The organism is Methylobacterium ajmalii (genome assembly GCF_036448855.1).
GTDB lineage: Bacteria > Pseudomonadota > Alphaproteobacteria > Rhizobiales > Beijerinckiaceae > Methylobacterium > Methylobacterium ajmalii.
Map to the genome: position 1 here is coordinate 43,792 of NZ_JAZFXT010000058.1, position 24,185 is coordinate 67,976.

At 72.0% G+C, this 24,185-nt stretch carries 20 protein-coding genes; 8 read left to right on the forward strand and 12 right to left on the reverse strand.

The features are described from left to right. Positions 1-100: 100 nt before the first annotated feature. A complete protein-coding gene (locus V3T34_RS23830) occupies positions 101-1,213 on the reverse strand; it encodes a PA0069 family radical SAM protein (protein ID WP_305078870.1) in 1,113 nt (370 codons plus the stop codon). Between the two features lie 119 nt (positions 1,214-1,332). Between V3T34_RS23830 and V3T34_RS23835 the strand changes: the two genes are divergently transcribed. Then, positions 1,333-1,848, forward strand: coding sequence for a hypothetical protein (locus tag V3T34_RS23835; RefSeq protein ID WP_305078871.1), 516 nt, complete (start codon positions 1,333-1,335; stop codon positions 1,846-1,848). Here V3T34_RS23835 and moaB read toward each other — a convergent pair. From moaB to V3T34_RS23850, 3 genes are all read right to left on the reverse strand, one after another. Further along, positions 1,814-2,410, reverse strand: a complete 597-nt coding sequence (gene moaB / locus V3T34_RS23840) for a molybdenum cofactor biosynthesis protein B (RefSeq protein ID WP_305078872.1) — start codon at positions 2,408-2,410, stop codon at positions 1,814-1,816. The two genes, V3T34_RS23835 and moaB, sit on opposite strands and share 35 nt — an antisense overlap. Next, positions 2,410-3,318 carry a KPN_02809 family neutral zinc metallopeptidase gene (gene ypfJ / locus V3T34_RS23845; RefSeq protein ID WP_060850260.1) on the reverse strand — a complete coding sequence of 303 codons (909 nt, stop codon included), beginning with the start codon at positions 3,316-3,318 and terminating at the stop codon, positions 2,410-2,412. The genes moaB and ypfJ overlap by 1 nt, the downstream gene beginning before the upstream one ends. A 120-nt stretch (positions 3,319-3,438) precedes the next feature. Then, positions 3,439-4,410: a uracil-DNA glycosylase gene (locus V3T34_RS23850; protein WP_331369306.1), complete on the reverse strand. Its 972-nt coding sequence runs from the start codon at positions 4,408-4,410 to the stop codon at positions 3,439-3,441. Between the two features lie 195 nt (positions 4,411-4,605). Here V3T34_RS23850 and V3T34_RS23855 point away from each other — a divergent pair, with 195 nt between their 5' ends. Further along, the gene (locus V3T34_RS23855; protein ID WP_305078874.1) at positions 4,606-6,270 is read left to right on the forward strand and encodes an electron transfer flavoprotein-ubiquinone oxidoreductase; all 1,665 of its coding nucleotides are present in this window, start codon (positions 4,606-4,608) and stop codon (positions 6,268-6,270) included. 103 nt (positions 6,271-6,373) lie between these two features. Here V3T34_RS23855 and V3T34_RS23860 read toward each other — a convergent pair whose 3' ends face one another. Next, positions 6,374-8,431: a methyl-accepting chemotaxis protein gene (locus V3T34_RS23860; RefSeq protein ID WP_305078875.1), complete on the reverse strand. Its 2,058-nt coding sequence runs from the start codon at positions 8,429-8,431 to the stop codon at positions 6,374-6,376. A gap of 260 nt (positions 8,432-8,691) precedes the next feature. On the opposite strand from V3T34_RS23860, the gene V3T34_RS23865 reads away from it, so the two are divergent. Both V3T34_RS23865 and V3T34_RS23870 read left to right on the forward strand, forming a co-directional pair. After that, a complete protein-coding gene (locus tag V3T34_RS23865; RefSeq protein ID WP_244533625.1) occupies positions 8,692-10,557 on the forward strand; it encodes a tetratricopeptide repeat protein in 1,866 nt (621 codons plus the stop codon). Positions 10,558-10,658: 101 nt separating this feature from the next. Continuing rightward, on the forward strand, positions 10,659-11,546 hold the full coding sequence (locus V3T34_RS23870; RefSeq protein ID WP_305078192.1) for a 4-(cytidine 5'-diphospho)-2-C-methyl-D-erythritol kinase: 888 nt from the start codon (positions 10,659-10,661) through the stop codon (positions 11,544-11,546). A 112-nt stretch (positions 11,547-11,658) separates the two neighbouring features. Here the strand turns inward: V3T34_RS23870 and V3T34_RS23875 are convergent, their stop codons facing one another. After that, a complete protein-coding gene (locus tag V3T34_RS23875; protein WP_060850265.1) occupies positions 11,659-12,687 on the reverse strand; it encodes a polyprenyl synthetase family protein in 1,029 nt (342 codons plus the stop codon). 203 nt (positions 12,688-12,890) lie between these two features. On the opposite strand from V3T34_RS23875, the gene V3T34_RS23880 reads away from it, so the two are divergent. Then, positions 12,891-13,124, forward strand: coding sequence for a putative signal transducing protein (locus tag V3T34_RS23880; RefSeq protein ID WP_060850889.1), 234 nt, complete (start codon positions 12,891-12,893; stop codon positions 13,122-13,124). Then, complete coding sequence (locus V3T34_RS23885) at positions 13,108-13,872, forward strand: tRNA1(Val) (adenine(37)-N6)-methyltransferase (protein WP_305078191.1); 765 nt, start codon at positions 13,108-13,110, stop codon at positions 13,870-13,872. Before V3T34_RS23880 ends, V3T34_RS23885 begins: the two co-directional genes overlap by 17 nt. A gap of 478 nt (positions 13,873-14,350) precedes the next feature. Here the strand turns inward: V3T34_RS23885 and V3T34_RS23890 are convergent, their stop codons facing one another. From V3T34_RS23890 to V3T34_RS23905, 4 genes are all read right to left on the reverse strand, one after another. Beyond that, positions 14,351-16,111: a sensor histidine kinase gene (locus V3T34_RS23890; protein ID WP_305078190.1), complete on the reverse strand. Its 1,761-nt coding sequence runs from the start codon at positions 16,109-16,111 to the stop codon at positions 14,351-14,353. A 478-nt stretch (positions 16,112-16,589) separates the two neighbouring features. Further along, on the reverse strand, positions 16,590-17,291 hold the full coding sequence (gene trmB, locus V3T34_RS23895) for a tRNA (guanine(46)-N(7))-methyltransferase TrmB (protein WP_060850267.1): 702 nt from the start codon (positions 17,289-17,291) through the stop codon (positions 16,590-16,592). A gap of 57 nt (positions 17,292-17,348) precedes the next feature. Next, positions 17,349-18,527 (reverse strand): methionine adenosyltransferase, encoded by a 1,179-nt coding sequence (metK, locus tag V3T34_RS23900; RefSeq protein ID WP_091889014.1) that lies wholly within the window; start codon positions 18,525-18,527, stop codon positions 17,349-17,351. 98 nt (positions 18,528-18,625) lie between these two features. Next, a complete protein-coding gene (locus tag V3T34_RS23905; protein WP_091889012.1) occupies positions 18,626-19,075 on the reverse strand; it encodes a helix-turn-helix domain-containing protein in 450 nt (149 codons plus the stop codon). Between the two features lie 289 nt (positions 19,076-19,364). On the opposite strand from V3T34_RS23905, the gene V3T34_RS23910 reads away from it, so the two are divergent. Continuing rightward, positions 19,365-19,835: an MgtC/SapB family protein gene (locus V3T34_RS23910; RefSeq protein WP_305078189.1), complete on the forward strand. Its 471-nt coding sequence runs from the start codon at positions 19,365-19,367 to the stop codon at positions 19,833-19,835. A gap of 90 nt (positions 19,836-19,925) precedes the next feature. Here the strand turns inward: V3T34_RS23910 and V3T34_RS23915 are convergent, their stop codons facing one another. Continuing rightward, positions 19,926-20,159, reverse strand: a complete 234-nt coding sequence (locus tag V3T34_RS23915) for a DUF6894 family protein (RefSeq protein WP_060850270.1) — start codon at positions 20,157-20,159, stop codon at positions 19,926-19,928. Between the two features lie 244 nt (positions 20,160-20,403). Here V3T34_RS23915 and V3T34_RS23920 point away from each other — a divergent pair, with 244 nt between their 5' ends. Then, the gene (locus tag V3T34_RS23920; protein ID WP_060850271.1) at positions 20,404-20,784 is read left to right on the forward strand and encodes a hypothetical protein; all 381 of its coding nucleotides are present in this window, start codon (positions 20,404-20,406) and stop codon (positions 20,782-20,784) included. Between the two features lie 555 nt (positions 20,785-21,339). Here the strand turns inward: V3T34_RS23920 and topA are convergent. Then, positions 21,340-24,168 carry a type I DNA topoisomerase gene (topA, locus tag V3T34_RS23925; protein ID WP_305078188.1) on the reverse strand — a complete coding sequence of 943 codons (2,829 nt, stop codon included), beginning with the start codon at positions 24,166-24,168 and terminating at the stop codon, positions 21,340-21,342. Positions 24,169-24,185: the final 17 nt, after the last annotated feature.

A 24,185-nucleotide genomic window follows, 5' to 3' on the forward strand; every position in this document is an offset into this window, starting at 1 on the left:
GCCGTGGATTTTTATAGAAACCTCGTTGAAAGATATGATTTGAAGACCGGAACAAGCGAAAGAATTATCAGTAAGCAGGAAATCTCACTTAGATCTGCCGTTAGAACAGGCTGTATTGCCCGCCCACCCGCACCGGCACCCGGAACAGGTCGGTTCGCAACCGCAGCCGCTCCGGCGGATAGCCGAGCCGGGCCATCGCTAAGCGCATCCGCTGATCCAGGAGATCGGCATACGGGCCCGTCCCGGTGAAGCGCCGCCCGTAGGTCGCGTCGTAGACCTTGCCGCCGCGCGCCTGCGCGAGGAGCGAGAAGGTCCGGCCGGCCCGGTCGGGATAGTGCTCGGCGAACCAGTCGCGCATCAGGTCGGCGAGCTCGTGCGGCAGGCGAAGCAATGCGCCGCCGGCCTCGCTCGCCCCGGCCTCCCGGGCGCGGGCCAGCACCGTTTCGATCTCGTGGTCGTTGAGGCCCGGGATCAGCGGCGCCACCAGGACCATCGCGGGGATACCCGCTTCGGCCAGCGTCCGGATCGCCGCGAGGCGTTTTTCGGGATGCGGGGCACGGGGCTCCATCCGGCGGGCCAGGGCGGGATCGAGGGTGGTGACCGAGAGCGCCACCTTGACCAGCCCGTCCTTCGCCAAGTCGCCCAGGATGTCGAGGTCGCGCAGCACGAGGTCGGACTTGGTGACGAGGCCGACGGGGTGGCGGAAGCGCGCCAGCACCTCGAGCACCTGGCGCGTCAGGCGGTAGCGCCGCTCGATCGGCTGGTACGGGTCGGTCGCGGTGCCGAGCGCGATGGTGCGGGGCGCGTAGCCCCGGGCCGAGAGTTCCGTTTCCAGGAGCGCCGCCGCGTCCGGCTTGGCGAAGAGCTTGGTCTCGAAGTCGAGGCCCGGCGAGAGGCCGGCATAGGCGTGGTTCGGCCGGGCGAAGCAGTAGACGCAGCCATGCTCGCAGCCGCGATACGGGTTGATCGACCGGTCGAAGCCGATATCGGGCGACGTGTTGCGGGTGATGATGCTGCGCGCCCGCTCCAGGGTCACCTCGGTGCGCAGGGGCGGCAGGTCCTCGTCGATGTCCCAGCCATCCGCGAAGGCCTCCCGGTCCGCGGGCTCGAAGCGGCCGCTCGGATTGGCGGTCGCACCGCGTCCGCGGCGGGTCTGCGCCGCCGGGGTCGATCCGGCGAGACGGCGCGCCTCCCCTCCGCATTCCGCTTCCATTCGAACCTCCGCCGCAACCGCGACGGAAAATCGAACATAACAAGAACAAACGCAAGGGCCGGTAAGAATGCCGTCGATCGAGGCAGGACGCGCCGTCCGCCATCCGCTATGGCGCGATCATGTTCACGGCAGCCATCCATCTCCCCGGCGCGATCGATCCCGAGCGCATCGACGTCCTCGCCGATACCCTCGCGGCCCTGGTGGCCGGGGTCGCGGCGGGGGTGGTGGGGGATGCGGTGATCGCGGCGGCGCATCCCGAGGACCCGGAGGTCGCCACCATGGCGGAGAGCACCGGAGCGGCGCTGGTGGCGCGGGGACGCAGCCCCTGGGTGGCGGCGGCCGGCCTGGCGCGCCGGCACTGGATGCTCTGCCTGGAGGCGGGCGACGTGCCGGCGGAGGGCTGGATCCGGGTGCTCGACCGGTTCGGCGCGACGACGACGCCAGAGGCGGTCGGCCGCCTGCGGCGCCCGCATGCGCCGCTCCTCGAGCGGATCGCCGGCCGGCGCGAGGCGCTGACCGGAACCCGGCAGGTCCGGGCCGGCGACCTCGTGCGGGTCGAGGCGCTGCGGGCCGGCCTGCCGCTCCGGGCCCGCCTGCCCGTCAGGCCCCTGCGGGGGGCGCTGCTGCGGGGCTGACGCCCGCCCCGCGCTTCAGGTGCTCGTCGAGGCGCGGCATGATCTCGACGAAGTTGCACGGTCGGTGCCGGTAGTCGAGCTGGGCCGCCAGGATCCCGTCCCAGGCGTCGCGGCAGGCTCCGGGCGAGCCCGGCAGCACGAACACGTAGGTGGCGCTCACGACCCCGGCGGTCGCCCGCGACTGCAGGGTCGAGGTGCCGATCTTGTCGTAGGAGATGCGGTGGAAGATCGCCGAGAAGCCGTCCATCCGCTTCTCGAACAACGGCTCCAGCGCCTCGGGCGTCACGTCGCGCCCGGTGAAGCCGGTGCCGCCGGTGGTGATCACCACGTCCACCGCCGGATCGGCCGCCCAGGCCCGGACCCGGGCGCGGATCGCCTCGACCTCGTCCGGCACGATCCCCCGGTCGGCGAGCCGGTGGCCCGCCGCGGTCAGCCGCTCCGCCAGCGTGTCGCCGGAGCGGTCGTCGGCGGGCGTGCGGGTGTCCGAGACGGTCAGCACCGCGATGCCGAGCGAGACGAAGTCCCGGGATTGGTCGAGCCGGCCTTGGTCGGGACTTGCCATCAGAGCTGCGAGGCCCGGAAGGTGTCGCAGGACTGGGTCTGGCCGCTGCGATAGCCGGTCTGGAACCAGCGCATGCGCTGGGCCGAGGAGCCGTGGGTGAAGGAATCCGGCACGACGTAGCCCTGGCTCTGCTTCTGCAGCTTGTCGTCGCCGATGGCGCTCGCCGCCTGCATCGCCTCCTCGATGTCGCCGGGCTCCAGCGCGTTGAAGCGGTCGTTCGAGTTCTTGGCCCAGACGCCGGCGAGGCAGTCGGCCATCAGCTCGACGCGCACCGACAGGGCGTTCGACTCGCGCTCGCCGACCTGCTGCTGCTTCTGCTGCACCTTGGGCAGGATGCCGAGCACGTCCTGGACGTGGTGGCCGACCTCGTGCGCGATCACGTAGGCGTAGGCGAAATCGCCCTTGACGTGGAACTTCTGCTCCATCTCCTTGAAGAAGGAGGTATCGAGATAGACCTTCTTGTCGAGCGGGCAGTAGAACGGGCCCATGGCGGCCCGCGCCTGGCCGCAGCCGCTACGGGTGCCGCCGGTATACAGCACCATCGTGGTCGGGGTGTACTGGCGGCCGGTCTGGTTCGGCAGCACCGTCTTCCACACGTCCTCGGTGTTGCCGAGGATGGCGGCGGCGAACTTGCCGGTCTGGTCGCTCGGCGCGCCGGTGCGCCGGTCGGGCTGCGGCTGGCCCTGCTGCTCCTGCGGGGCGCGCTGGCGCGTCACGGTCTCGGCGCCGCCGATCAGGATCGCCGGGTTGATGCCGGTGACCCAGCCGATGATGCACAGGATCACGATGGTGCCGATGCCCAGCCCCCCGGCGCCGCCCCCGGGGAATCCGAATCCGCCACCGCCGCCGCCACCCTCGCCGCGGCGGTCTTCGACGTTGTCGGAGGTGCGAAAATCTTCCCAGCGCATGTCAGCGTCCCGTCGGCCCGTGAACCTTGGCCGCGACGGCTACGCGGCGCAGGCCTGAGGCTCAAGAGTAATCAACGGGAGCCGGCACGGTTCCGCTTTGGGCGGCCGCGCCGCACGCGCCTACTGCCCGCTCTCGTCGAGGGCGGCCCGCAGGGCCCGGAAGTCGCGCCAGGCGAGGCGCTTCTGGAGCGGCTGGCGCAGCAGGTAGGCGGGATGCAGGGTGGCGAGCAGCCGGATCTCACGCTTGGCGGTCCGGTACGGGAACCAGCGCCCGCGGGATTTCAGGATGCCGTCCTTGGTGCCGGCGAGCGCCTGGGTGGCGACGCCGCCGAGGCAGACCAGGATGTCGGGATCGGCGAGCGCGATCTGGCGCTCGACGAACGGTTTGCAGGTCGCGAGTTCCTGCGGGGTCGGGTTGCGGTTGCCGGGCGGGCGCCAGGGCACGACGTTGCCGACATAGGCGTTGGTGCGGTCGAGCCCGACCGCCGCCATCATCCGGTCGAGGAGCTGGCCCGAGCGGCCCATGAACGGCTTGCCGATCCGGTCCTCGTCGGCGCCGGGCGCCTCGCCGACGAACATCACCCGTGCCTGCGGGTTGCCGTCGGCGAAGACGAGGTTCTTGGCGGTGAAGCGCAGGGCGCAGCTCTCGAACCGGGCGAGCAGCCCTTCGAGCTCCTCCAGGCTCGCCGCGGTGGCGGCGAGTTCCCGGGCATCGCCCGCCGCCTCGCCCGGGGCGGCGGCGGCGGAGCGGCCGTAGGTGGTCTGCGGTTCGGCACGCGGAACGTCCGGCCGGGCCGGCGGCGGACGGACCGGCTCGTGCCGGAAGGTCTCCTGGCGAAACGTCTCCGGCCGAGATGCTTCCTGGCGAACGGCTTCCTGGCCCTGCGCCCCGTGGCGCTCCATCTCGCGCGGCGGCACGGCCTCGGCGGACGGCGCGTCGTCGGCGGCCGCCATCCGGACGGCCCGGCGCGGGGCCTCCGGCTCGGCGAAGCGGTCGTGCGGCGTCTCGTCCAGCGCGACGTCGACGCCGGCCTCGACGTGGAAGTCGAGGAAGGAGAGCAGGTCGCGGCTGTCGGGAGCGTCGGGCGTCATGGGATGAGATGTGGCGTGTCGCCCGGCTGTGGACAACCGGCGCGACAGGACGCGCACAGGCAATCTCGTGCCCCGCCCCGGACCCGGGCGCTTGCACCGGGGGACATGCCGTCGCACGGTCCCGCCGACGGAACCGCTTGAGGCGGTCCACGATAGTTTATATGTGAACTAATACGAGACAGAGGGAGAGACAGGATGGAGCTGCCGGAACGCGAGGCGATGGACTTCGACGTGGTGATCGTCGGAGCGGGCCCGGCCGGGCTGGCTGCCGCCATCCAGCTGAAGCAGCTCGCCGCGGAAGCCGGCACCGAGGTGTCGGTGGTGGTGGTCGAGAAGGGCAGCGAGGTCGGCGCGCACATCCTGTCGGGCGCGGTGATCGACCCGAGCGGGCTCGACAGCCTGACGCCCGGCTGGCGCGAGGACCCGGACCGCCCCCTCAAGACCGAGGTGGTGAAGGACGAGTTCCTGTTCCTCGGGCCGGCGGGCGGCCTCTCGCTGCCGAACATCGCCTTCCCCAAGCTGATGAGCAACCACGGCAACTTCGTCGGCTCGCTCTCCAACGTGACCAAGTTCCTCGGCCGCAAGGCGGAAGAGCTCGGCGTCGAGATCTACCCGGGCTTCCCGGCCGCCGAGATTCTCTATGACGAGGCGGGCGCGGTCGTGGGCATCGCCACCGGCGACCTCGGCATCGCCCGCTCGGGCGACGCGCGGGACGACTTCACCCGCGGCATGGAGCTGCGCGCCAAGTACACGGTGTTCGGCGAGGGCGCCCGCGGCTCGCTGACCAAGAAGCTGATCGACCGCTACCGCCTCAACCAGCATTCCGACCACCAGAAATACGGGCTCGGCGTGAAGGAGCTGTGGCAGGTCAAGCCCGAGAAATTCCAGCCGGGGCTGGTGCGGCACTCGATGGGCTGGCCGCTGCCGAATAAGGCCGGCGGCGGCTCCTGGCTCTACCACTTCGACGACCACCTGGTCTCGGTCGGGTTCGTCACGCACCTGAACTACGAGAACCCGACCCTGTCGCCGTTCGAGGAGTTCCAGCGCTTCAAGACCCACCCGATGATCCGGGACGTGTTCGAGGGCGCCAAGCGCATCGGCTACGGCGCCCGGGCGATCATGGAGGGCGGCTGGCAGTCGGTGCCCAAGCTCGTCTTCCCGGGCGGCTGCCTCGTCGGCGACTCGGCCGGCTTCGTCAACGTGCCGCGCATCAAGGGCTCGCACAACGCGGTGCTGTCGGGCATGCAGGCCGCCGGCGCGATCCACGAGGCGCTCGCCGCCGGCCGCGCCCAGGACGAGCTGACCTCCTACGAGGAGGGCTGGCGCTCGAGCCCGATCGGTCACGACCTGAAGCGGGTGCGCAACGTCAAGCCGCTGTGGTCGAAGTACGGCACGATGGTCGGCGTGGGCTTGGGCGGCCTCGACATGTGGCTCAACGAGCTCGCCGGCGTGTCGCTGTTCGGCACGCTCAAGCACGGCAAGCCGGACTACGCCTGCACCAAGCCGATCAAGGACGTGACGCCGATCAAGTACCCCAAGCCCGACGGGGTGCTGACCTTCGACCGGCTCTCCTCGGTCTACCTGTCGAACACCAACCACGAGGAGGACCAGCCGGTCCACCTCCAGGTGAAGGACATGGGGCTGCAGAAATCCTCCGAGCACGACGTGTTCGGCGGGCCGTCCGGCCGCTACTGCCCGGCCGGCGTCTACGAGTGGGTCGAGGAGGGCGGCGCACCGCGCTACCAGATCAACGCGCAGAACTGCGTCCACTGCAAGACGTGCGACATCAAGGACCCGAACCAGAACATCAACTGGGTCACCCCGGAAGGCCCGGGCGGTCCGAACTACGTGAACATGTAGACCTTGTTCTCCGCTACCCGCGCTTCCGACCGAAGCGCACCTCCCCTCTCCCGTACGGGAGAGGGGAGCCCGCGACTTCTCTCTCGCGGCGAGCGCCTGATCGTCACGCCGCCCTGACCGTCGCGAGGAACCGGCCGACCTCGCCGCGCAGGTGCTCGGACTGGCGCGCCAGCTCGCTGGCGGCCGAGAGAACCTGGCTCGCTGCAGCGCCGGTCTCGTCGGCGGCGCCCGCGACCTGGACGACGCCGCCCGTCACCTCGCCGGTGCCCTTGGCCGCCTCGCCGATGTTGCGCACGATCTCCTGGGTCGCGGCGCCCTGCTCCTCCACCGCCGCCGCGACGGCGGTCGAGGCGTCGCTGATCTCACCGATACGCCCGGCGATGCCGCCGATCGCCGCCACGGCCTTCTCGGTCGAGCCCTGGATGCGGGTCACCTGCTCGGCGATCTCGGCGGTGGCGCGCCCGGTCTGCCCGGCGAGCGCCTTCACCTCGGCGGCCACCACCGCGAAGCCCCGTCCGGCCGCGCCGGCCCGTGCCGCCTCGATGGTGGCGTTCAGCGCCAGGAGGTTGGTCTGGTCGGCGATCGACGAGATCAGCCCGAGCACGTCGCCGATCCTGGCCGCGCCCTGCTGCAGGTCGTGGACGAGGCGGGCCGTCTCCCCGGCGGCCTCGGAGGCGGTGCGGGCCATCTCGGCCGAGGCGCCGATCCGGCGGCCGATCTCGTCCACCGAAGCGCCGAGCTGGCCGGCCGCCGCCGCCACGGTGGCGACGTTGGACGAGGCCTCCTCGGCGGCCGCCGCGACCGTGGTGCTCTGCCCGGCGGTGCGCCCGGCGATCTCGGTCATGCCGCGCGCCGTGGCCTCCATCTCCGAGGAGGCCGCCGTCACCGCGACGAGGACGCCGCCGACCGCGCCCTCGAACCGGTCGGCGAGGTCGCGCAGGGCCGCGCGGCGCTGGGCCTCCGCGCCCGCCCGGGCCAGGGCCGCATCCTGCTCCAGGCCGGCGGCGCGGGCGAGGCCGTCGCGCAGCTGCGCCATCGCGCTCGCCATGGCGCCGATCTCGCTGCGGGACGAGGCGGACGGGATCGCGACGGTGAGGTCGCCGGCGGTGAGGCGGCGCATCGCCTCGATCATCCGGGCGAGCGGGCCGGTGACGCCCCGCACCAGCAGCAGGGCGCCGCCGGCAACCGTGGCGACGGCGAGGGCGAGGATCGCCAGGGCCGAGACGAGCCAGCCCTCGCTCGCCCGGATCTCCTCGGCCACGACGGCGCCGAGCGCCGCGGTGGCGGCGGCCCGGGCCTGGCCGAAGCCCGAGATCACCTCGGTCGCCTGGCGGAACCACTCCTCGGCGGTCACCGGATAAGGCTCGCGGGCGGCACCGGCGCGGAACACGGCGGCACGGGTCGCCTCGAACGCCTCGGCCCGGCGCGAGGCGGCGGACAGAGCGTCCCGGACGCCGTCGCCGAGCACGTCCCCGGAGGCGCGGGCGGCGGCGAGCGCGCCCTCGATGCGCCCGGCGAAGGCGGACAGGCCGCGGATCTGGTCGACGGCGAGAGGCTGGCGCCCGGAGATCGCGCCGTTGAGGCGCCCGCGCTCGCGCCCGGCATATTCGCCGGCCTCCCACAGCGCCCGCTTCACGTCGAGGCCGTGATGGATCGGGCCCGGCACCGCGCCGGCGATCCCGGCCCGCACCGCGTCGAACAGGGCGAGCTCGCGGGTGATCACGCCCGTGGCGGCGGGGAACCAGGCGGCGGCGAGGTCGGCATCCGGCGTGCCGGACAGGACACGGTCGACCCGCCGGCGCAGGGCGTCGAGGTCGCGGTGCGCCTCGTCGAGGGCGGCCGCGGCCCGGGTCACGGCCGCGTCCCGGCGCAGGCCATCGAGGGCGCCTGCGAGCTGGCGGTCCCCCTCCTCCCGCAATCGGGCGAGCGCCGGGTGCTCCGAGGCGGCCGGAGGCTTGGCGAGCCAGCCGTTCGTCAACCCGCGCTCGGCCGCGAGCGCGGCGGCGGCGGCGGAGAATCCGTCGGTCGCGCGGTTGGCGTCGGCCGCCCGCCGCATGACGTCGGCCTGCCGCCACGCCTCGGCGACCTGATAACCGGAGAGCCAGACCAGAAGGCAGCCGACCGAACCCAAGATGACGAAAATTTGTGCACGCAACGACATGCCCGGCGGCTCCGAAGAGGCACCCTCGATTGATGCCGTGTCGTGTTATGGCTTCGAATGCTTAAAATTAATCTTACAGGTTGCACTGCAACCGAGATCACGGTTAGCCGCCGCGGCGCCCGCCGGGCGGGCGAGCCGCCGCCCACCCCGACACATCGCCGCCGCCCTTTGGTCTTGCCGCTGCCCCGCGCAGGGTCCAATGTCGCGCCGATTTCGCGTGCCGGCGCCGCGGCCGGCGCGACCACGGAGCCACGAGTTTGGTGCTCAAGACCCGAATCCCCGCCCCCCGCCGCGGACATGCGCTCGCCGCGCTGGCCCTGCTCCTCGCCGCCTCGACGGCGCCGGCCAACGCCGCGCGGCTTCCGATGCGGGAGGTGGCGGCGCCGCAATCCTACGAGCCGGCCGATTCGCTGGAGGGCAACTTCCTCGCCGCCTACATCGCCGGCGCCTCCCGCGACACGGCCGCCGCCGCCACCTACTACCGCGAGGCGGTGAAGGGCGATCCGCGCAACGCGGAACTCCTGGAGCGCTCCTTCGTGGCGCTGCTCGCCGACGGATCGCTGCCGGAGGCGTTCCGCGCCGCCGAGAAGCTGACGCAGCGCGACGGGGCCAACGGCCTCGCCCAGCTCGCGCTCGGCGTGCAGAAGATCAAGGCCAAGCAATTCGCCGCGGCGCGCCAGAACCTGCAGCGCGGCGGCAAGGGCGCGGCCGCCGACCTGACCTCGACGCTGCTCACCGCCTGGTCCTATGCCGGGACCGGCGAGGGCAAGAAGGCGCAGGAGACGATCAACAAGCTCAAGGGCGAGCGCTACTACAACGTCTTCCGCGACTACCACGCGGGCCTGATCGCCGCGCTCGTCGGCGACAAGGTCGAGGCGGAGCGCCGGTTGAAATCGGCCTACGATTCCGACCGCAACACCCTGCGCATCGTCGACGCCTACGGGCGCTTCGAGGCCGAGTCGGGCCGGCCCGACCTCGCGGTGGCGGCCTACCAGGAATTCGACAACGTCCTGCCGCGCCACCCGATCGTGCGCGACGCCCTCGACAAGCTGAAGGCCGGAAAGCCGCTCACCCCCCTGATCAACTCGGCCCAGGAGGGTGCCGCCGAGGTGCTCTACGGTCTCGGCTCGGCCGGGACCTCGCAGGGCGATGAGCTGCCGGCGGTGGTGTACCTGCGCCTCGCCCTCTACCTCGCGCCCGAGCATTCCCTGGCGCTGCTGACGCTGGCCGACACGCTGGAGCGGATGAAGGCGCCCGACCGGGCGAACGAGGTCTTCGCCCGCATGCCGGCGAGCTCGCCGCTCAAGCTCAACGCCGACATCCAGATCGGGCTCAACCTCGAGCAGATGGGCAAGGGCGAGGAGGCGCTCGCCCATCTCGACCAGGTCGCCAAGACCTACCCGAACGACATCGACGTGATCTCGGCGCTCGGCAACGTCCAGCGCTCGCGCAAGAAGTACATCGAGTCGACCCAGACCTACACCAAGGCGATCGACCTGATCGGCGACCAGCCGGCACGCAACTACTGGACCCTGTACTACTTCCGCGGCACGTCCTACGAGCGGGCCAAGGACTGGCCGAAGGCCGAGGCCGACCTGAAGAAGGCGCTGGAGCTGGTGCCGGCGACGCAGCCGAACGGCCGCGCCCAGGTGCTGAACTACCTGGCCTATTCCTGGGTCGACCAGAACATGAACATCGACGAGGCCTTCCGCATGCTGAAGCAGGCGGTCGACCTCCAGCCGCGCGACGGCATGATCATCGACAGCCTGGGCTGGGCCTATTACCGCCTCGGCCGCTGGGACGACGCGGTGCGCGAGCTCGAGAAGGCGATCGAGCTGAAGCCGGGCGATCCCACGATCAACGACCACCTCGGGGACGCCTACTGGCGCTCCGGCCGGCGGCTTGAGGGCAAGTTCCAGTGGCAGCACGCCAAGGACCTGAACCCCGAGCCGGAGGACCTGGCGAAGATCGAGGCGAAGCTCAAGGACGGGCTGCCGGAGCTGGAAAAACCGGCCGCCACCGCCGAGAGCCAGCCCGCCCCGGCGCCCCAGCCCGAGATGCCGAAGGGCGCCCCGGCGCCGACCGAGCCGCCGGCGATGGGCACCGAGACGAAGAGCGGGGGCTGAGGCCCCTCCTCTCCTCCATCGGAATTACGACCGCGGGCGCGGTGCCGGACAGGCACCGCGCCCCTTCGCCGTTGAAGACCTGCCGTTCGAGAGACGTCGCCGTGCTCCCCCTCGCCACCCGCGCGCCCGCCAAGATCAACCTGACCCTGCACGTCCTCGGCCGGCGCCCCGGCGACGGCTACCACGCCCTGGAGAGCCTGGTGGTCTTCGCCGGCTCGTCGGCGGGCGACCTCCTGAGCCTGGAGCCGGGACCGGCGCTCGATCTCGCGGTCACCGGCCCGACCGCGGGTCCGGCCGGTCCGCTCGACGACAACCTCGTGGTGCGGGCGGCCCGCCACCTCGCCACCGAAGTGCCGGGCCTGACGGTCGGACGCTTCCACCTCGTCAAGCGGCTGCCGGTGGCGGCGGGGATCGGCGGCGGCTCGTCGGATGCGGCGGCAGCGCTGCGGCTGCTGGGCCGCCTCAACGGCCTCTCGCCCGACCACCCGGCCCTGATGGCGGCGGCGCGCCGCACCGGCGCCGACGTGCCGGTCTGCCTCGATCCACGGGCCCGGATGATGCGGGGCGCCGGCGAGGCGGTGGGCCCCGCCCTCCCCCTGCCGCCGATGCCGGCGGTGCTGATCAATCCGGGCGTCCCGGTCGAGACGGCGCCGGTCTTCCGCGCCCTCGGGCTCAAGGTCGGCGAGGCGCATCCCCTGGCCGCCGAGACCCATCCGGCGGTCGACGGGCTGTCCGGTCTCGACGCCGTGATCGCCCGCATCGCGCCGGCCCGCAACGACCTCGAAGCCCCGGCCCTGACGGTCGCCCCGGTGATCGGCGACACGCTCGCGGCCCTGCGCGACCAGGCGGATTGCCGGCTCGCCCGGATGTCGGGCTCGGGGGCGACGGTGTTCGGGTTGTTCGGCCACCGTTCGGCGGCGGTCCGGGCGGCGCGCACCATCGCGGCGGCGCAGCCGGGCTGGTGGGTGCGGGCGACGCTGCTGCGGTAGGATCCGAATTCGCGCGCCGCCGGCGGAGCGCGCGGACCGGGACGGCAGGCGGCGAGCCTCGCCGTTCCGGCTTGCGCCGCGTCCCGGGTCGTTCCGAGCGACGAGCGGGCGGCTACCGCGCCCGAGCGATGCAGAAATCCACCGCTTCGAGCAGGGCCCGCCTCATCGGCGAATCCGGGAAGATCGCCAGCGCGTCCTTGGCCATGGCGCCGTAATGGCGGGCGCGTTCGATCGTGTCCTCCAGGGCGCGGTGGCGGCGCATGATCGCGAGCGCCTCGTCGAGGTCGCGGGGCTCCTCGATCTCCTGGCGCTCCAGGGTGCGGCGCCAGAACGCCCGTTCCTCGTCGCTGCCGCGGCGGAACGACAGCACCACCGGCAGGGTGATCTTGCCCTCGCGGAAATCGTCGCCGACGTTCTTGCCGAGATCGGCGCTGGTGCCGCCGTAATCGAGCGCGTCGTCGACGAGCTGGAAGGCGATGCCGAGATTCATGCCGTAGCTGCGGCAGGCGGCCATCTCGGCCTTCGGGCGCTCGGCGATGACCGGGCCGACCTCGCAGGCGGCGGCGAACAGCTCGGCGGTCTTCGCCCGGATGACCGCGAGGTACTCGTCCTCGGTGGTCTCGGTCGAGCGGGCGGCGGTGAGCTGCATCACCTCGCCCTCGGCGATCACCGAGGCGGCGGAGGACAGGATGTCGAGGGCGCGCAGCGAGCCGACCTCGACCATCATCTTGAAGGCCTGGCCGAGGAGGAAGTCGCCGACGAGGACGCTGGCCTCGTTGCCCCACTTGATCCGGGCCGCGACCTTGCCGCGGCGCATGTCGCTCTCGTCGACCACGTCGTCGTGCAGCAGCGTCGCGGTGTGCATGAACTCGACGCTGGCGGCGAGCTTGACGTCGCCGTCGCGCGCCGGGTCGTACCCGGTGAGCGCGGCGGTCGCGAGGGTCAGGATCGGACGCAGCCGCTTGCCGCCGGAGGAGATCAGGTGGTTGGCGACCTCCGGGATCATCGTCACGTCGGAGCCGGTGCGCGACAGGATCATCGCGTTGACGCGCTCCATCCCGCCCGCCACGAGCCCCACCAGGGCCTCGAGGCCGGCCTCCGGATCGGAGGGTCTCTCGTGAAGGGGAAGTACGACGCCCACGCCCGCGCGATCTCCTGAGAGCCGCCCCGGATACCGGGGCACCTCGGTCCATTCACGCCCCCTTTGGCACGCGAGCGCCCCCGGCGGCAACACGCAAGCTGCCGCAAGGCCTGCAACCGGCCCGGCGCGCTGGGGATGCGGAGCAACCGGACGGGAGGTGTGGTATGGCCGCCGCGATCCGAGACAGGACCCCGCACGTCACCATGATCGAGCTCATCCGCACCAACGACCTCGTCCTGATCGGCTTCGCGGAATCGCTCCTGGCCGGGGCCGACATCCCGGTTCTCGTCGCCGACAACCACATCAGCGTGATGGAGGGGATGATCGGCGCCTTCCCGCGCCGGCTGCTGGTGCCGGAAGACCATGCCCGCCAGGCGAGGCGCCTCCTTGTCGATGCCGGCCTCGCCCACGAGCTGCGCGATGAACCCCGCCCCTGAGCCGGATTCCCGGCCGGATCACTTGCTCGGCGGCCGGCTCGTCCTGCGCCAGCCGGCGCGCGGCGGCCACCGGGCCGGCACCGACGCGGTGCTGCTCGCCGCGACCGCCGGCGCGCGGGCCGGCGAGACCGTGTGCGACCTCGGCGCCGGCACCGGCGCGGTCGGGCTCGCGGTCGCGCTGGCCTGCCCGGAGGCGCGGGTGATGCTGGTGGAGCGGGACGGGGAGGCCGCCGCCCTCGCCCGCATCAACGCCGAGGCGAACGGGCTCGCCGCCCGGGTCCGGGTGGTCGAGGCCGACGTGACGGCGCCGGGCCGCGAGCGACGGGCCGCCGGCCTCCTGCCCGACACGGTCGACCTGCTCCTCACCAACCCGCCGTTCTTCGAGCCCGGCCGGCACCGCGCCTCGCCGGTCGCCGCGAAGGCCTCGGCCCACGGCTTCTCCGAGCCCGGCGGCCTGGAGGCATGGCTGCGCACCTGCGCGGACCTCGTACGCCCCGGCGGCCGCATGGTGATGATCCACCGGGCCGATGCGCTCCCGGCCTGCCTCGACGCGATGGCGGGGCGGTTCGGCGGCCTCTCCGTCACGCCGGTCCAGCCGCGGGCCGATGCCGCGGCGAACCGGGTGCTGGTGGCGGGCGTGCGCGGCAGCCGGGCCCCGTTCTCCCTGTTGCCGGCGCTTGTGCTGCACGGGTCGGACGGGCGGTTCACGCCGGGGGTCGAGGCCATGCACCGGGGCGGAGCTGCATAGTCCGATGTCGCAAGATCGGCCGCCGGTCCTGCGAACAACAAAGATCCGGGCGGACGAACATTTGGTCGGCCAGCGCGACCGTTCTTGGTGTCTCTCACAAAACTCCCGATCACCGCCTCGGCTTGCTGTGGCAGCGACATTGCGGCGGGAGTTTTGTGAGGTGCACTTAGCGGTACGAGCGAAGATGTCTTTCCAGACGAGCTTGGCGTGCAGCGACCCGGTGGGCTGCCATCACGCGGACCGGGCCGACGACGAGAGCCGGTTCACCGCACTGCCGTGCGAGCCGGATCGGGACCCGCCGGATCTTCTGCAGCGACCGGGGCACGCACGCGCGAGCCCGACCTTCCGCTCGATTTTCCGGGGATGAGCCGCCGGCCCGATGGCGCATCCGCGCCGGCACCCCGGAGACCGGCATCGCCGGGCCGACATGCTCGGCGGATTTCGTCGTGGACCAGATTTCAGCCCTGATGCCGCCCGGTCACAGCGCCGCCAGCGGGTTGAGCGCGGCGTTGCGGGCCGGCAGCGGCGCCAGCATGGTGAGCGCGAAGCCGCCCGGCGCGTAGTCGGTCGCGACCTCGGCCTGGACCTGGGTCGTCAGCACCCGCTGCAGCAGGCGCGAACCGAAGCCCTGGCGGGTCGGCGGCGCCACCGCGGGGCCGCCGGATTCCTGCCAGTGGAAGCGCAGGCGCGGGCGGTCGGGCCCGGGTTCGAGGCTCCAGCGGATCCGCACCCGCCCGGCCCGGTTCGACAGGGCGCCGTACTTCGCGGCGTTGGTCGTGATCTCGTGGATCGCCATGCCGATCGGCACCGCGACCTCGGAGGGCAGATCGACCGCCGGGCCGTCGAGCTCGACCCGCCCGCCGGTCCCCGGCTGCATCGCGCCGTCGGCATAGGGGCGCAGCTCGTTCTCGAGCAGGGTGCGCAGGGAGGCGGTCTGCCAGACGTCCTCGGTCAGCACCGAATGGGTGTGGGCGAGCGACATGATCCGGCCGACGAACGCCTCGTAGAAGCTGTCGATGCTCGACGCGGTGCGGGCGGTCGAGCCGACGATCGCCTGGACGGTGGCGAGCGTGTTCTTCACCCGGTGGTGCAGCTCACGGATCAGCAGCGACTGGCGCTCCTCGGCGAGCCGCCGGTCGGTGATGTCGGCGACGACGCCGATGAGCCGGCTCGGCAAGCCGGCCGGTCCGTCGCGCTCGAAGCGGCCGGCCATCTCGATGGTGCGCCAAGCCGTGCCGGCCTCGTCGGGGCCGCCGCGGCGGATGCGGGTCGTCGCGTGCAGGACCCCGTCGCTGTGGAGCGCCGCGGTCACGGCCTGGCGGAACGCCGCCTTGTCCTCCGGGTGCACCACCGTGCGGAAGAACTCGCGCATGCTGATGGTGCCGTCCTGCGGGCGGCGGCCAAAAATCTCCCACATGCGCTCGTTTTCCCAGAGCGACTGGTCGGCCAGCACGTGCCACTCGAAGATCCCGAGCGCCGCGACCGTGGTCGCGACCCGCAGCCGCTGCTCGCGTTCGTGCAAGGCGCGCCGCGCCTCCTCCCGGGCGGTCACGTCCTGGACGATGCCGGCCATGCCGGCGAGCGCCCCGTCGGGCCCCGGGATCGCCCGGCCACGGGCCGAGATCCAGGCCTCCTGGCCGTCGCGGGCCCGGCGGAACCGCAGCTCGACCGCATAGGGGATCGCCTTGGCGACGGCGTCCTCGACGGTCGCGCGGACCCGGTCGAGGTCGTCGCGGGCGACCGCCTCCCGCAGGACGGCCCAGGTCGGCGTCGCCCCGGCCGGATATCCCAGGATCGCGGCGGCCCGGTCGGACAGGACGATGCGGCCGTCCGCCGGGCTCCAGCTCCACTCGCCGAGGCCCGCGGCGGCGAGCGCGAGATGCCCCTGCTCCCGGAGCGGATCCTCGCGGGGCGTCGTCTCCTCCGAGATGGCATCGACCGCGACGACCCGATGCCCGTCCCGCTCCAGCCCGGCGCGCAGCCTCAGCCGGACGGTCGATCCATCCGCTCGGTGCCAGACCGTCTCCCCGGTCGCCGGGTCGCCGTCACTCTCGCCGAGGGTCCGGCCGACCAGGCTACCGGGCGCCGTACCGAGCAGGGCCGCCAGCGCCGGATTGGCGGCGACGATGCGCCCGTCCGAGCCGGCGACGCAGGCGAGGCCGACCGGCGCACCCTCGAAGGCGAAACGGGAAAGGAGGTCGTCCGGCAGGCCGGGAGCGGCGTCAGGCCTCTGTTCCAAGGCGGCGCATTCCTGATGGGTCCGAGGGCGACGGGCGCGGCACCTCGCGCCTCGCCTCCTGCGCGAGATCCCGAACCGTAGAGTCCGCCCGGCCCGGCTTGGCGGTTCGATGGAAAACATGCCTTCCCGGGCGCCCGGCGGCAAGGTCGAACGTCGGTGCCGCACCGGCGGTGCGGTGGCGCATGCTCCGAGCCAGAGGGCGTCCGGACCGAGGCGCGGGTCTCTGCGCGCCGGCATGGAGCGGATCGCCGCGAACTCGGCCTGTGCCGAGCCTTCGGGGCTCCGGCGGTCGGCCCGTGCCGGCAGACCGCCCTGGGCCGGCTCGGCGAACACGTCCGACAGCCCCTCCGCCCTTCGGGCGGAGAGGCGTACCCGCTCACGCAGCGCCCGGGCAAGTTCGGGGATGTCGAAGACGACCGCAATCGGGGCGCGATCCCGGCACGGGCCGATGCGCCGCGACGGCGACCGGCCCGGCCGCTCACACCCGCACGAAGGTCAGGTAGGTCGGCCGGCGGCCCTCGGCGGTGGTCTTGGCCTCGTAGCGGGTGCCGGGCCATTCCGGCCACGGGGTGGTCCAGTCGGCGCTGCGGGTCGCGGTCCAGCGCAGGGGGGCGCACGCGGCGGCCCGCACCAGGGTCCAGCCGACGTAGTCGTCGATGTCGGAGGCGAAGCGGAACTCGCCGCCGGGCTTCAGCACCCGGGCGATCTCGTTCAGCGATTCCTCCGAGACGAAGCGGCGCTTGCGCTGGCGGCGCTTCGGCCAGGGATCGGGGTAGAGCAGGAAGACGCGGCCGATGCTGGCATCCGGCAGGCGGGGCAGGAGCTCCATCGCGTCGCGGTCCCAGAACCGGACGGTGTCGAGCTCCTCCTCGTCGACCGTGCGCAGAAGCTTCACCACGCCGTTGACGAAGGGCTCGCAGCCGATGATGCCGGTGCCGGGATTGAGCCGGGCCTGGGCGGCGAGGTGCTCGCCGCCGCCGAAGCCGATCTCGAGCCAGGTCTCGGAGACGGGCCGCGGGAAGAGGGCGGCGGGATCGAGGGGGCCGGCCTCGGGCAGGCGCAGGCGCGGCAGGAGGTCGGCGAGGCGCTCCTCCTGGCCCGGGCGCAGGCGCTTGCCCTTGCGCCGGCCGTAGAAGGCGCGGGCCCGCTCGGGCCCCGCGTCGGTGTCGTGGTCGTCCATGATGTCCCGAAGCCAAGGAAGGGCGTATGGACGCCCCGTTAGCATCGGGGCACCGGATCAGGCCAGGGCGCTCTTGAGCTGGCCGACGAGGTCGGTCCGCTCCCACGAGAAGCCGCCGTCGGCCTCGGGCTCGCGGCCGAAATGGCCGTAGGCCGAGGTGCGGGCGTAGATCGGCTTGTTGAGGCCGAGATGGGTGCGGATACCGCGGGGCGACAGGTCGACGAGCTGGCCCAGGACCGACTCGAGCTTGGCCTCGTCGACCTCGCCGGTGCCGTGCAGGTCGACGTAGATCGACAGCGGCTTGGCGACGCCGATGGCGTAGGCGAGCTGGATCGTGGCCTTGCGGGCGAGGCCGGCGGCGACGACGTTCTTGGCGAGGTAGCGCGCCGCGTAGGCCGCCGAGCGGTCGACCTTGGTCGGGTCCTTGCCCGAGAAGGCGCCGCCGCCGTGGGGCGCCGCGCCGCCATAGGTGTCGACGATGATCTTGCGGCCGGTCAGGCCGGCATCGCCGTCGGGACCGCCGATCACGAACTTGCCGGTCGGGTTGACGTGCCACACCGTGCCGTCGGTGACCCAGTTCTCCGGCAGGGCGGCGCGGATGTAGGGCTCGACGATGGCGCGCACGGCGGCCGAATCGAGCGACTCGTCGATGTGCTGGGTCGAGAGCACGATCTGCGTCGCCTCGACCGGGCGGCCGTCGACGTAGCGCACGGTGACCTGGCTCTTGGCGTCGGGCCCGAGCTTGGCGGCGTCGCCCGACTTCGCCTTGCGGGCGTCGGCCAGGTCCTTGAGGATCTTGTGGGCGTAGTAGATCGGCGCCGGCATCAGGGCGGGCGTCTCGTCGGACGCGTAGCCGAACATGATGCCCTGGTCGCCCGCGCCCTCGTCCTTGTTGCCCGCGGCGTCAACGCCCTGGGCGATGTCGGCGGACTGGGCGTGCAGGTAGATGGCGACGTCGTTGTTCTTCCAGTGGAAGCCGTCCTGCTCGTAGCCGATGTCCTTCACGGCCGCGCGGGTCAGTTCCTCCAGGTCCTTGAAGGTCACGGAATCGGGGCCGCGGACCTCGCCGGCGATGACGATCCGGTTGGTGGTCGCCAGGGTCTCGACGCCGAGGCGGGCCTCCGGCATCACCGCCAGGTAGGCGTCGACGACGGTGTCGGAGATGCGGTCGCAGACCTTGTCCGGGTGGCCCTCGGAGACCGACTCGCTGGTGAACAGGTAGTTGGAACGCGGCATAGGATGCGAAGCCCTCAAGGTCCCGTCGAGCGCGGCGCACCGACCGACCCTGCCCGACACATCGATCCTCGGGGTTCTGGCAGCCGGAATCCCGAACGTCAATCCGACGGACCGAAGGCGTCCGGTTTATCGAACGGATATTGCCCAGACAGCGCGTGGTCGATCGCCCGTACCAGGCTGCCGAGGGACTGGCGCCGCTCCTCGTCGAGATGGGTGTCGGCGGCGCGGGCCACGGCCTCGGCGAAGTCGGTCCACCCGGCCTGGGTTTCCAAGCGGGCCTGCGGTCGGTCGCTGAGCCCCGGGGACAGCTGGTCGCGGCCCGGCATCCCTTCGAAGAAGAAGCCGACCGGCACGCCGAGCACCCGCGCCACCACGTCGAGGTCGGTGGCGCTCAGGCGGTTGGCGCCCTTCAGGTATTTGCCGAGCTGGGACAGCGAGACGTCGAGGGGGTTGGCCAGGGCCTCGCGGCTCAGGCCGGCACGCAGGCGCCTCTCCTCGATGAGGCTGCCGATATGGACGTCGCGGAGATCCGCGGGTTTCCCGGCCATCTGGCGGCTCGCAGGTCGGCCCGCGCGTCGCGGCGCGGCATGAAAGGCGACGCCGGATTGTTGATTCCCGACCATTGCGATCGGGTAAATGCCCGCGCTTTGGCCGAACGGTTCATCCGTCTTAGCGGATGACGGTGGGTGAACCGGACCGGGCGATCATGCCCACACCCGGCCTTAACCCGTTCCGACGGAAGGTGCGGGAGATGCCGCGCCCCTCTCCCGACATGCCCCCGCTCCCGACGCCTCTCGCATCCGCCGAGGCGGCCCATGGCCCGCGCGGTCGCGGGCGATGATGGACCCCTTCGACATCTGCCTGCGCTTGGGCGCCGCGATCCTGGCGGGCGGCCTGGTCGGCGTGAACCGCGAGATGCATTCGAAGCCCGTCGGCGTGCGCACGCTCGGGCTCGTCGCACTCGGCGCGGCCCTCGTGACCATGGCCGGGTCGGGCTTCTCCGGCGACGGCACCGACGCCAATGCGAGCCGGGCGATCCAGGGCACCATCACGGGGATCGGCTTCCTGGGGGCCGGCGTGATCGTGAAGGGCGAGGGCAACCGGGTCCACGGGCTGACCACCGCCGCGGCGATCTGGGTAACGGCTGCCCTCGGCATCCTGTGCGGGCTCGGCGCCTTCCTGCCGCTCGCGCTCGGCACCGTGTTCCTGCTGCTGACGCTGTTCGTCGGCGGCTTGATCGACCGGGCGATCGACCTGCGCCGCCCCGCCAAGCACGGTCGGCCCGGGAGCGACCCGGCCTCCCGGTAGCGACGCGCCGGACGCGGCGGTCCTCCCTCGGGTAAGCGGCAAGCTGAACAAGCCGGGTGAATGCCCGGCCGGCCAACGCCCGGTCGGGGGTCAGTCCGGCACGGTCAGGGTCAGCACCAGGGAGGCCGCCAAGACCTGTCGGCCGGAGGCGTCGCGGACGTTAGCGTGGCACCGAAGACCATCGTCGCCGCATCGTTCAGTCGCGAGCATATTGATCAGCACGGACCGCACGTAGTCGCGGATCGCGCTCGTATCCGCAAGCTCGATCCCTACGTCGTCGAAGGTGGCGACACCATCGAACGTATCGACGTAGACCATCGGCATTGCGTCAACCTTCGCAAGATCTGAACAGGGTCTACTACCGATCGAAGCGCGAAAGGTTCCCCCGTAGATCATGGTCGAACGAGCGCTCGCCCTCGACCGCGCCCCCGGGCCGGCCTCCGCAGACCCGCGACGCCGCGACGGCCTGCGGGTCCGCGAACTTCGCACCGCGCCGAACGTAGTCCCTCGGAACGCCGCGAGGCGCCGGACCGGCCGGCCTCGCCCAGACGACGAGAGAGACAGGATCATGGCCTACGACACCGACATCCCGCCGCACCTGTCGGCGCAGCGCGCCGGCACCCCGGCCCCGATCGACGCCGACAAGCCGAACACGGCAATGCTGAAGGGCGACATCGATTCCGGCCGCAGCGGCGACAAGGTCGAGGTGTTCGACCCCGGCATGGCGATGCTCGGCACCTGCGAGGAGGCGGGCGGCAACGCGCTGTCGCCGAAGGACATCGCCCGCGCCCGCCTCGCCGAGATCAAGGAGCGCTGGCGCCTGTCGCCGCGCAAGCCGGGCTACGCGCACGACCGCGCCGACCCAACGCTCGCGCTCTATGTCGGGTTCATCGGCGTCGCGGGGGTCGGGCTGTCGGCCGCGATCTGGCTCGCCAGGACCGTCGCCTGACGGCATCCCGGCGGATGTGAGGAGTGATCCCGGCGGCGGAGCGTCGCCGGGACCGTCTGCGCGTCAGGCGCGGCGGAATGCCAGGGCGGCGCGGAACGGTGCCGCGACGAGGGTGCACAAGGCGCCGACCGTGAGGACGAGGGCCACCGAGAGGAGCGCCCCGAAAATGCCGATGAAACGCACGCTGCTGCCTCGCTGGGCTGGCTTGGGGCCGGGTCGAGTACGCGGCCGGGTCGAGGGGCAGGAGGCGCCGCAATCAAGGCAGGAGTGAGGACTCCGCATCACGCTCAAGCTGAAATCGCCTGCGGCGTCGGACCACGGATCGTCCTGTGAATCTCCGGGGACGGTACGCCAGGCCCGGGCGGCAGGGCACCGGCGAAACGGCTCCGCCGCACTGCGCCTAGGCAGCCGGCCCCGCCGCACAAAAGGACGCCCGCCGGAGGGATAGGACCTCGGCGGGCGGACCGTCTTCGGCGAATGGGGAACCCGCCTTCGAGAAGAGAACGTGGCGCGAGCGGGGCGGTTCCCGGCGTCGCGCCACGCGTCCCGGGGGGCCTATTCCCCGGCGGCGCCCTTGGCCGTCTTGGCCGCGGGCTTGCCGGTCGCGGGCTTCTTGGCCGGCGTTTTCTTTGCGGCCTTCGCCGTATCGCCTGCGTCCTCGGTACCGGTGGCCTTGGCGGCCGCCTTCCGCGCGGCGGGCTTGGGCTTCGCCTCGCCGTCCTCCGCGGCCGTGTCCTTCGCCGCGGCCTTGGCGGTCTTCGCCGTCGCCTTGCCGGCGGTCTTGGTCGCGGTCTTGGCCGTGCTCTTGGCCGGCGCCTTGCGGGCGCCCGCCTTCTTCTTCGTCCCACCGCCGGCCTCGCGCCGGGCCGCGATCAGGCGCAACGCCTCGTCGAGGGTCACGGCCTCGGCATCGGCGCCCTTGGGCAGCGTGGCGTTGATCTCGCCATCGGTGACGTAGGCGCCGTAGCGTCCGGCCTTGACGGTGACCGGCTTGCCGGTGTCGGGCGTGGTGCCGATCAGGCGGCCGGGATCCTGCGCCGGGCGGCCGCCGCCCTGCTCCTTCTGGATGATCAGGTCGATGGCGCGGTTGGCGCCGACCTCCAGCACGTCGTCGTCCTTGCCGAGATTGGCGTAGGTCTTGCCGTGCTGCACGTAGGGGCCGTAGCGGCCGATATTGGCCAGGATCGGCTCGCCGGTCTCCGGGTGACGGGCCACCTCGCGCGGCAGCGACAGGAGCTTGAGCGCCTTTTCGAGGTCGACCGCCGAGGGCGCGAGCCCCTTGGGCAGGGACGAGCGCTTGGGCTTCTCCGCGCCCTTCTCGGCCGAGGCCTCGCCGAGTTGCAGGAACGGGCCGAAACGGCCGTCGCGCAAGGTCACGGGCAGGCCGGTCTCGGGATCGTCGCCGAGCACCCGCACGCCGGGCTGGCCGCCCTCGCCGGAGCCGTCGCCGTCACCGTCGAGGCCGGTGGCGTTGAGCTGGCGGGTGTACTTGCATTCCGGGTAGTTCGAGCAGCCGACGAAGGCGCCGAACTTGCCGAGCTTGAGCGAGAGCTGGCCGCTGGCGCAGTTCGGGCAGGCACGGGGATTGCCGCCATCGGCCTTGGCCGGGAAGATGTGCTCGGCGAGGAGCCCGTTCAGCGCCTCCAGCACTTCCGTGGTGCGCAGTTCCTTGGTGCCGGCGATCGCCGCGGAGAAGTCGCGCCAGAAGTCGCGCAGCACCGCCCGCCAGTCGATCTCGGCATTGGAGACCCGGTCGAGCTGCGATTCGAGATCGGCGGTGAAGTCGTACTCGACGTATCGGCGGAAGAAGCTCTCGAGGAAGCCGGTGACGATCCGGCCCTTGTCCTCCGGCACCAGGCGCTTCTTGTCGATCTTGACGTATTCGCGGTCGCGCAGCACCTGCAGCACGGCGGCGTAGGTCGAGGGCCGGCCGATGCCGAGCTCCTCCATCCGCTTGACCAGGCTCGCCTCGGAATAGCGCGGCGGCGGCTCGGTGAAGTGCTGGGTGGCGGCGATGCGCTCGCGGGCGAGCCCGTCGCCGGCCTTCATCGGCGGCAGGCGGCGGGATTCCTCGTCCTCCTCGTCGTCCTTGCCCTCCTGGTAGAGGGTGAGGAAGCCGTCGAACTTCACCACCTGGCCGGTGGCGCGCAACTCGATGCGGCGCGGGCCGACCTGGGCCGAGATCTCGACGGTGGTGCGCTCGAGCTCGGCCGATTCCATCTGGCTCGCGACCGTGCGGATCCAGATCAGCTCGTAGAGCTTGGCCTGCTCGGGCTCGAGGAAGCGCGCCACGTCCTTCGGCAGCCGGGCGAGGTCGGTCGGGCGCACCGCCTCGTGGGCTTCCTGCGCGTTCTTCGCCTTGACGCTGTACTTGCGCGGCGCGCCCGGCACGTAGGCGTCGCCGTATTCGGCGCCGATCACCTGGCGGGCCTGGGTCACCGCCTCCGGCGCCATGTCGACGCCGTCGGTCCGCATATAGGTGATGAGGCCGACGGTCTCGCCGCCGATCTCGATGCCCTCGTACAGCCGCTGGGCCACCCGCATGGTCTGGGCCGGCGCCAGCCCGAGCTTGCGCGAGGCCTCCTGCTGCAGGGTCGAGGTGGTGAAGGGCGGCTGCGGGTGGCGCTTGGCGGGCTTGGCCTCGACCGAGGCGACCGTGAAGGTGGCGAGTTCCAGGTCGCGCCGGAAGGCCTCGGCCTCCTCCGCGTTGCCGACGTCGAGGCGCTGGATCCGCTTGCCGTCGGCGCCGACGAGGCGCGCCTCGAACACCGCGCCGCTCTCGGTCTTCAGCGTGGCGACGATCGACCAGTATTCGCGCGGCTTGAAGGTCTCGATCTCGCGCTCGCGGTCGCAGACGAGGCGAAGCGCCACCGATTGCACCCGCCCCGCCGAGCGGGCGCCCGGCAGCTTGCGCCAGAGCACCGGCGAGAGGTTGAAGCCGACGAGGTAGTCCAGCGCCCGGCGCGCCAGATAGGCGTCGACGAGGGCCTGGTCGATCGCCCGCGGCTGGGCCATCGCGGTCGCGACCGCATCCTTGGTGATGGCGTTGAAGGTGACGCGCTCGACTGGCACGTCCTTGAGGACCTTCTTGGCCTGCAGCGCCTCCAAGACGTGCCAGGAGATCGCCTCGCCCTCGCGATCCGGGTCGGTCGCCAGGATCAGCTTGTCGGCGCCCTTCACGGCCTTCGCGATCTCGGCGACCCGCTTCGCCCCGCGATCCTCCAGCTCCCACAGCATATGGAAGTCCTGCTCGGGATCGACCGAGCCGTCTTTCGCCGGAAGGTCCCGGATATGCCCGAACGAGGCCAGCACCTCGTAGTCGCTGCCGAGGTACTTGTTGATCGTCTTGGCTTTGGCCGGCGACTCGACGACGACGACTTTCATGGACGGGCTGCCTCTTC

Coding starts and splice junctions, on each gene's coding strand:
- V3T34_RS23830 (WP_305078870.1), bottom strand. CDS start 1,213: ATGGAAGCGGAATGCGGAGGGGAGGCGCGCCGTCTCGCCGGATCGACC.
- V3T34_RS23835 (WP_305078871.1), top strand. CDS start 1,333: ATGTTCACGGCAGCCATCCATCTCCCCGGCGCGATCGATCCCGAGCGC.
- moaB (WP_305078872.1), bottom strand. CDS start 2,410: ATGGCAAGTCCCGACCAAGGCCGGCTCGACCAATCCCGGGACTTCGTC.
- ypfJ (WP_060850260.1), bottom strand. CDS start 3,318: ATGCGCTGGGAAGATTTTCGCACCTCCGACAACGTCGAAGACCGCCGC.
- V3T34_RS23850 (WP_331369306.1), bottom strand. CDS start 4,410: ATGACGCCCGACGCTCCCGACAGCCGCGACCTGCTCTCCTTCCTCGAC.
- V3T34_RS23855 (WP_305078874.1), top strand. CDS start 4,606: ATGGAGCTGCCGGAACGCGAGGCGATGGACTTCGACGTGGTGATCGTC.
- V3T34_RS23860 (WP_305078875.1), bottom strand. CDS start 8,431: ATGTCGTTGCGTGCACAAATTTTCGTCATCTTGGGTTCGGTCGGCTGC.
- V3T34_RS23880 (WP_060850889.1), top strand. CDS start 12,891: ATGATCGAGCTCATCCGCACCAACGACCTCGTCCTGATCGGCTTCGCG.
- V3T34_RS23885 (WP_305078191.1), top strand. CDS start 13,108: ATGAACCCCGCCCCTGAGCCGGATTCCCGGCCGGATCACTTGCTCGGC.
- trmB (WP_060850267.1), bottom strand. CDS start 17,291: ATGGACGACCACGACACCGACGCGGGGCCCGAGCGGGCCCGCGCCTTC.
- metK (WP_091889014.1), bottom strand. CDS start 18,527: ATGCCGCGTTCCAACTACCTGTTCACCAGCGAGTCGGTCTCCGAGGGC.
- V3T34_RS23905 (WP_091889012.1), bottom strand. CDS start 19,075: ATGGCCGGGAAACCCGCGGATCTCCGCGACGTCCATATCGGCAGCCTC.
- V3T34_RS23910 (WP_305078189.1), top strand. CDS start 19,365: ATGATGGACCCCTTCGACATCTGCCTGCGCTTGGGCGCCGCGATCCTG.
- V3T34_RS23915 (WP_060850270.1), bottom strand. CDS start 20,159: ATGCCGATGGTCTACGTCGATACGTTCGATGGTGTCGCCACCTTCGAC.
- V3T34_RS23920 (WP_060850271.1), top strand. CDS start 20,404: ATGGCCTACGACACCGACATCCCGCCGCACCTGTCGGCGCAGCGCGCC.
- topA (WP_305078188.1), bottom strand. CDS start 24,168: ATGAAAGTCGTCGTCGTCGAGTCGCCGGCCAAAGCCAAGACGATCAAC.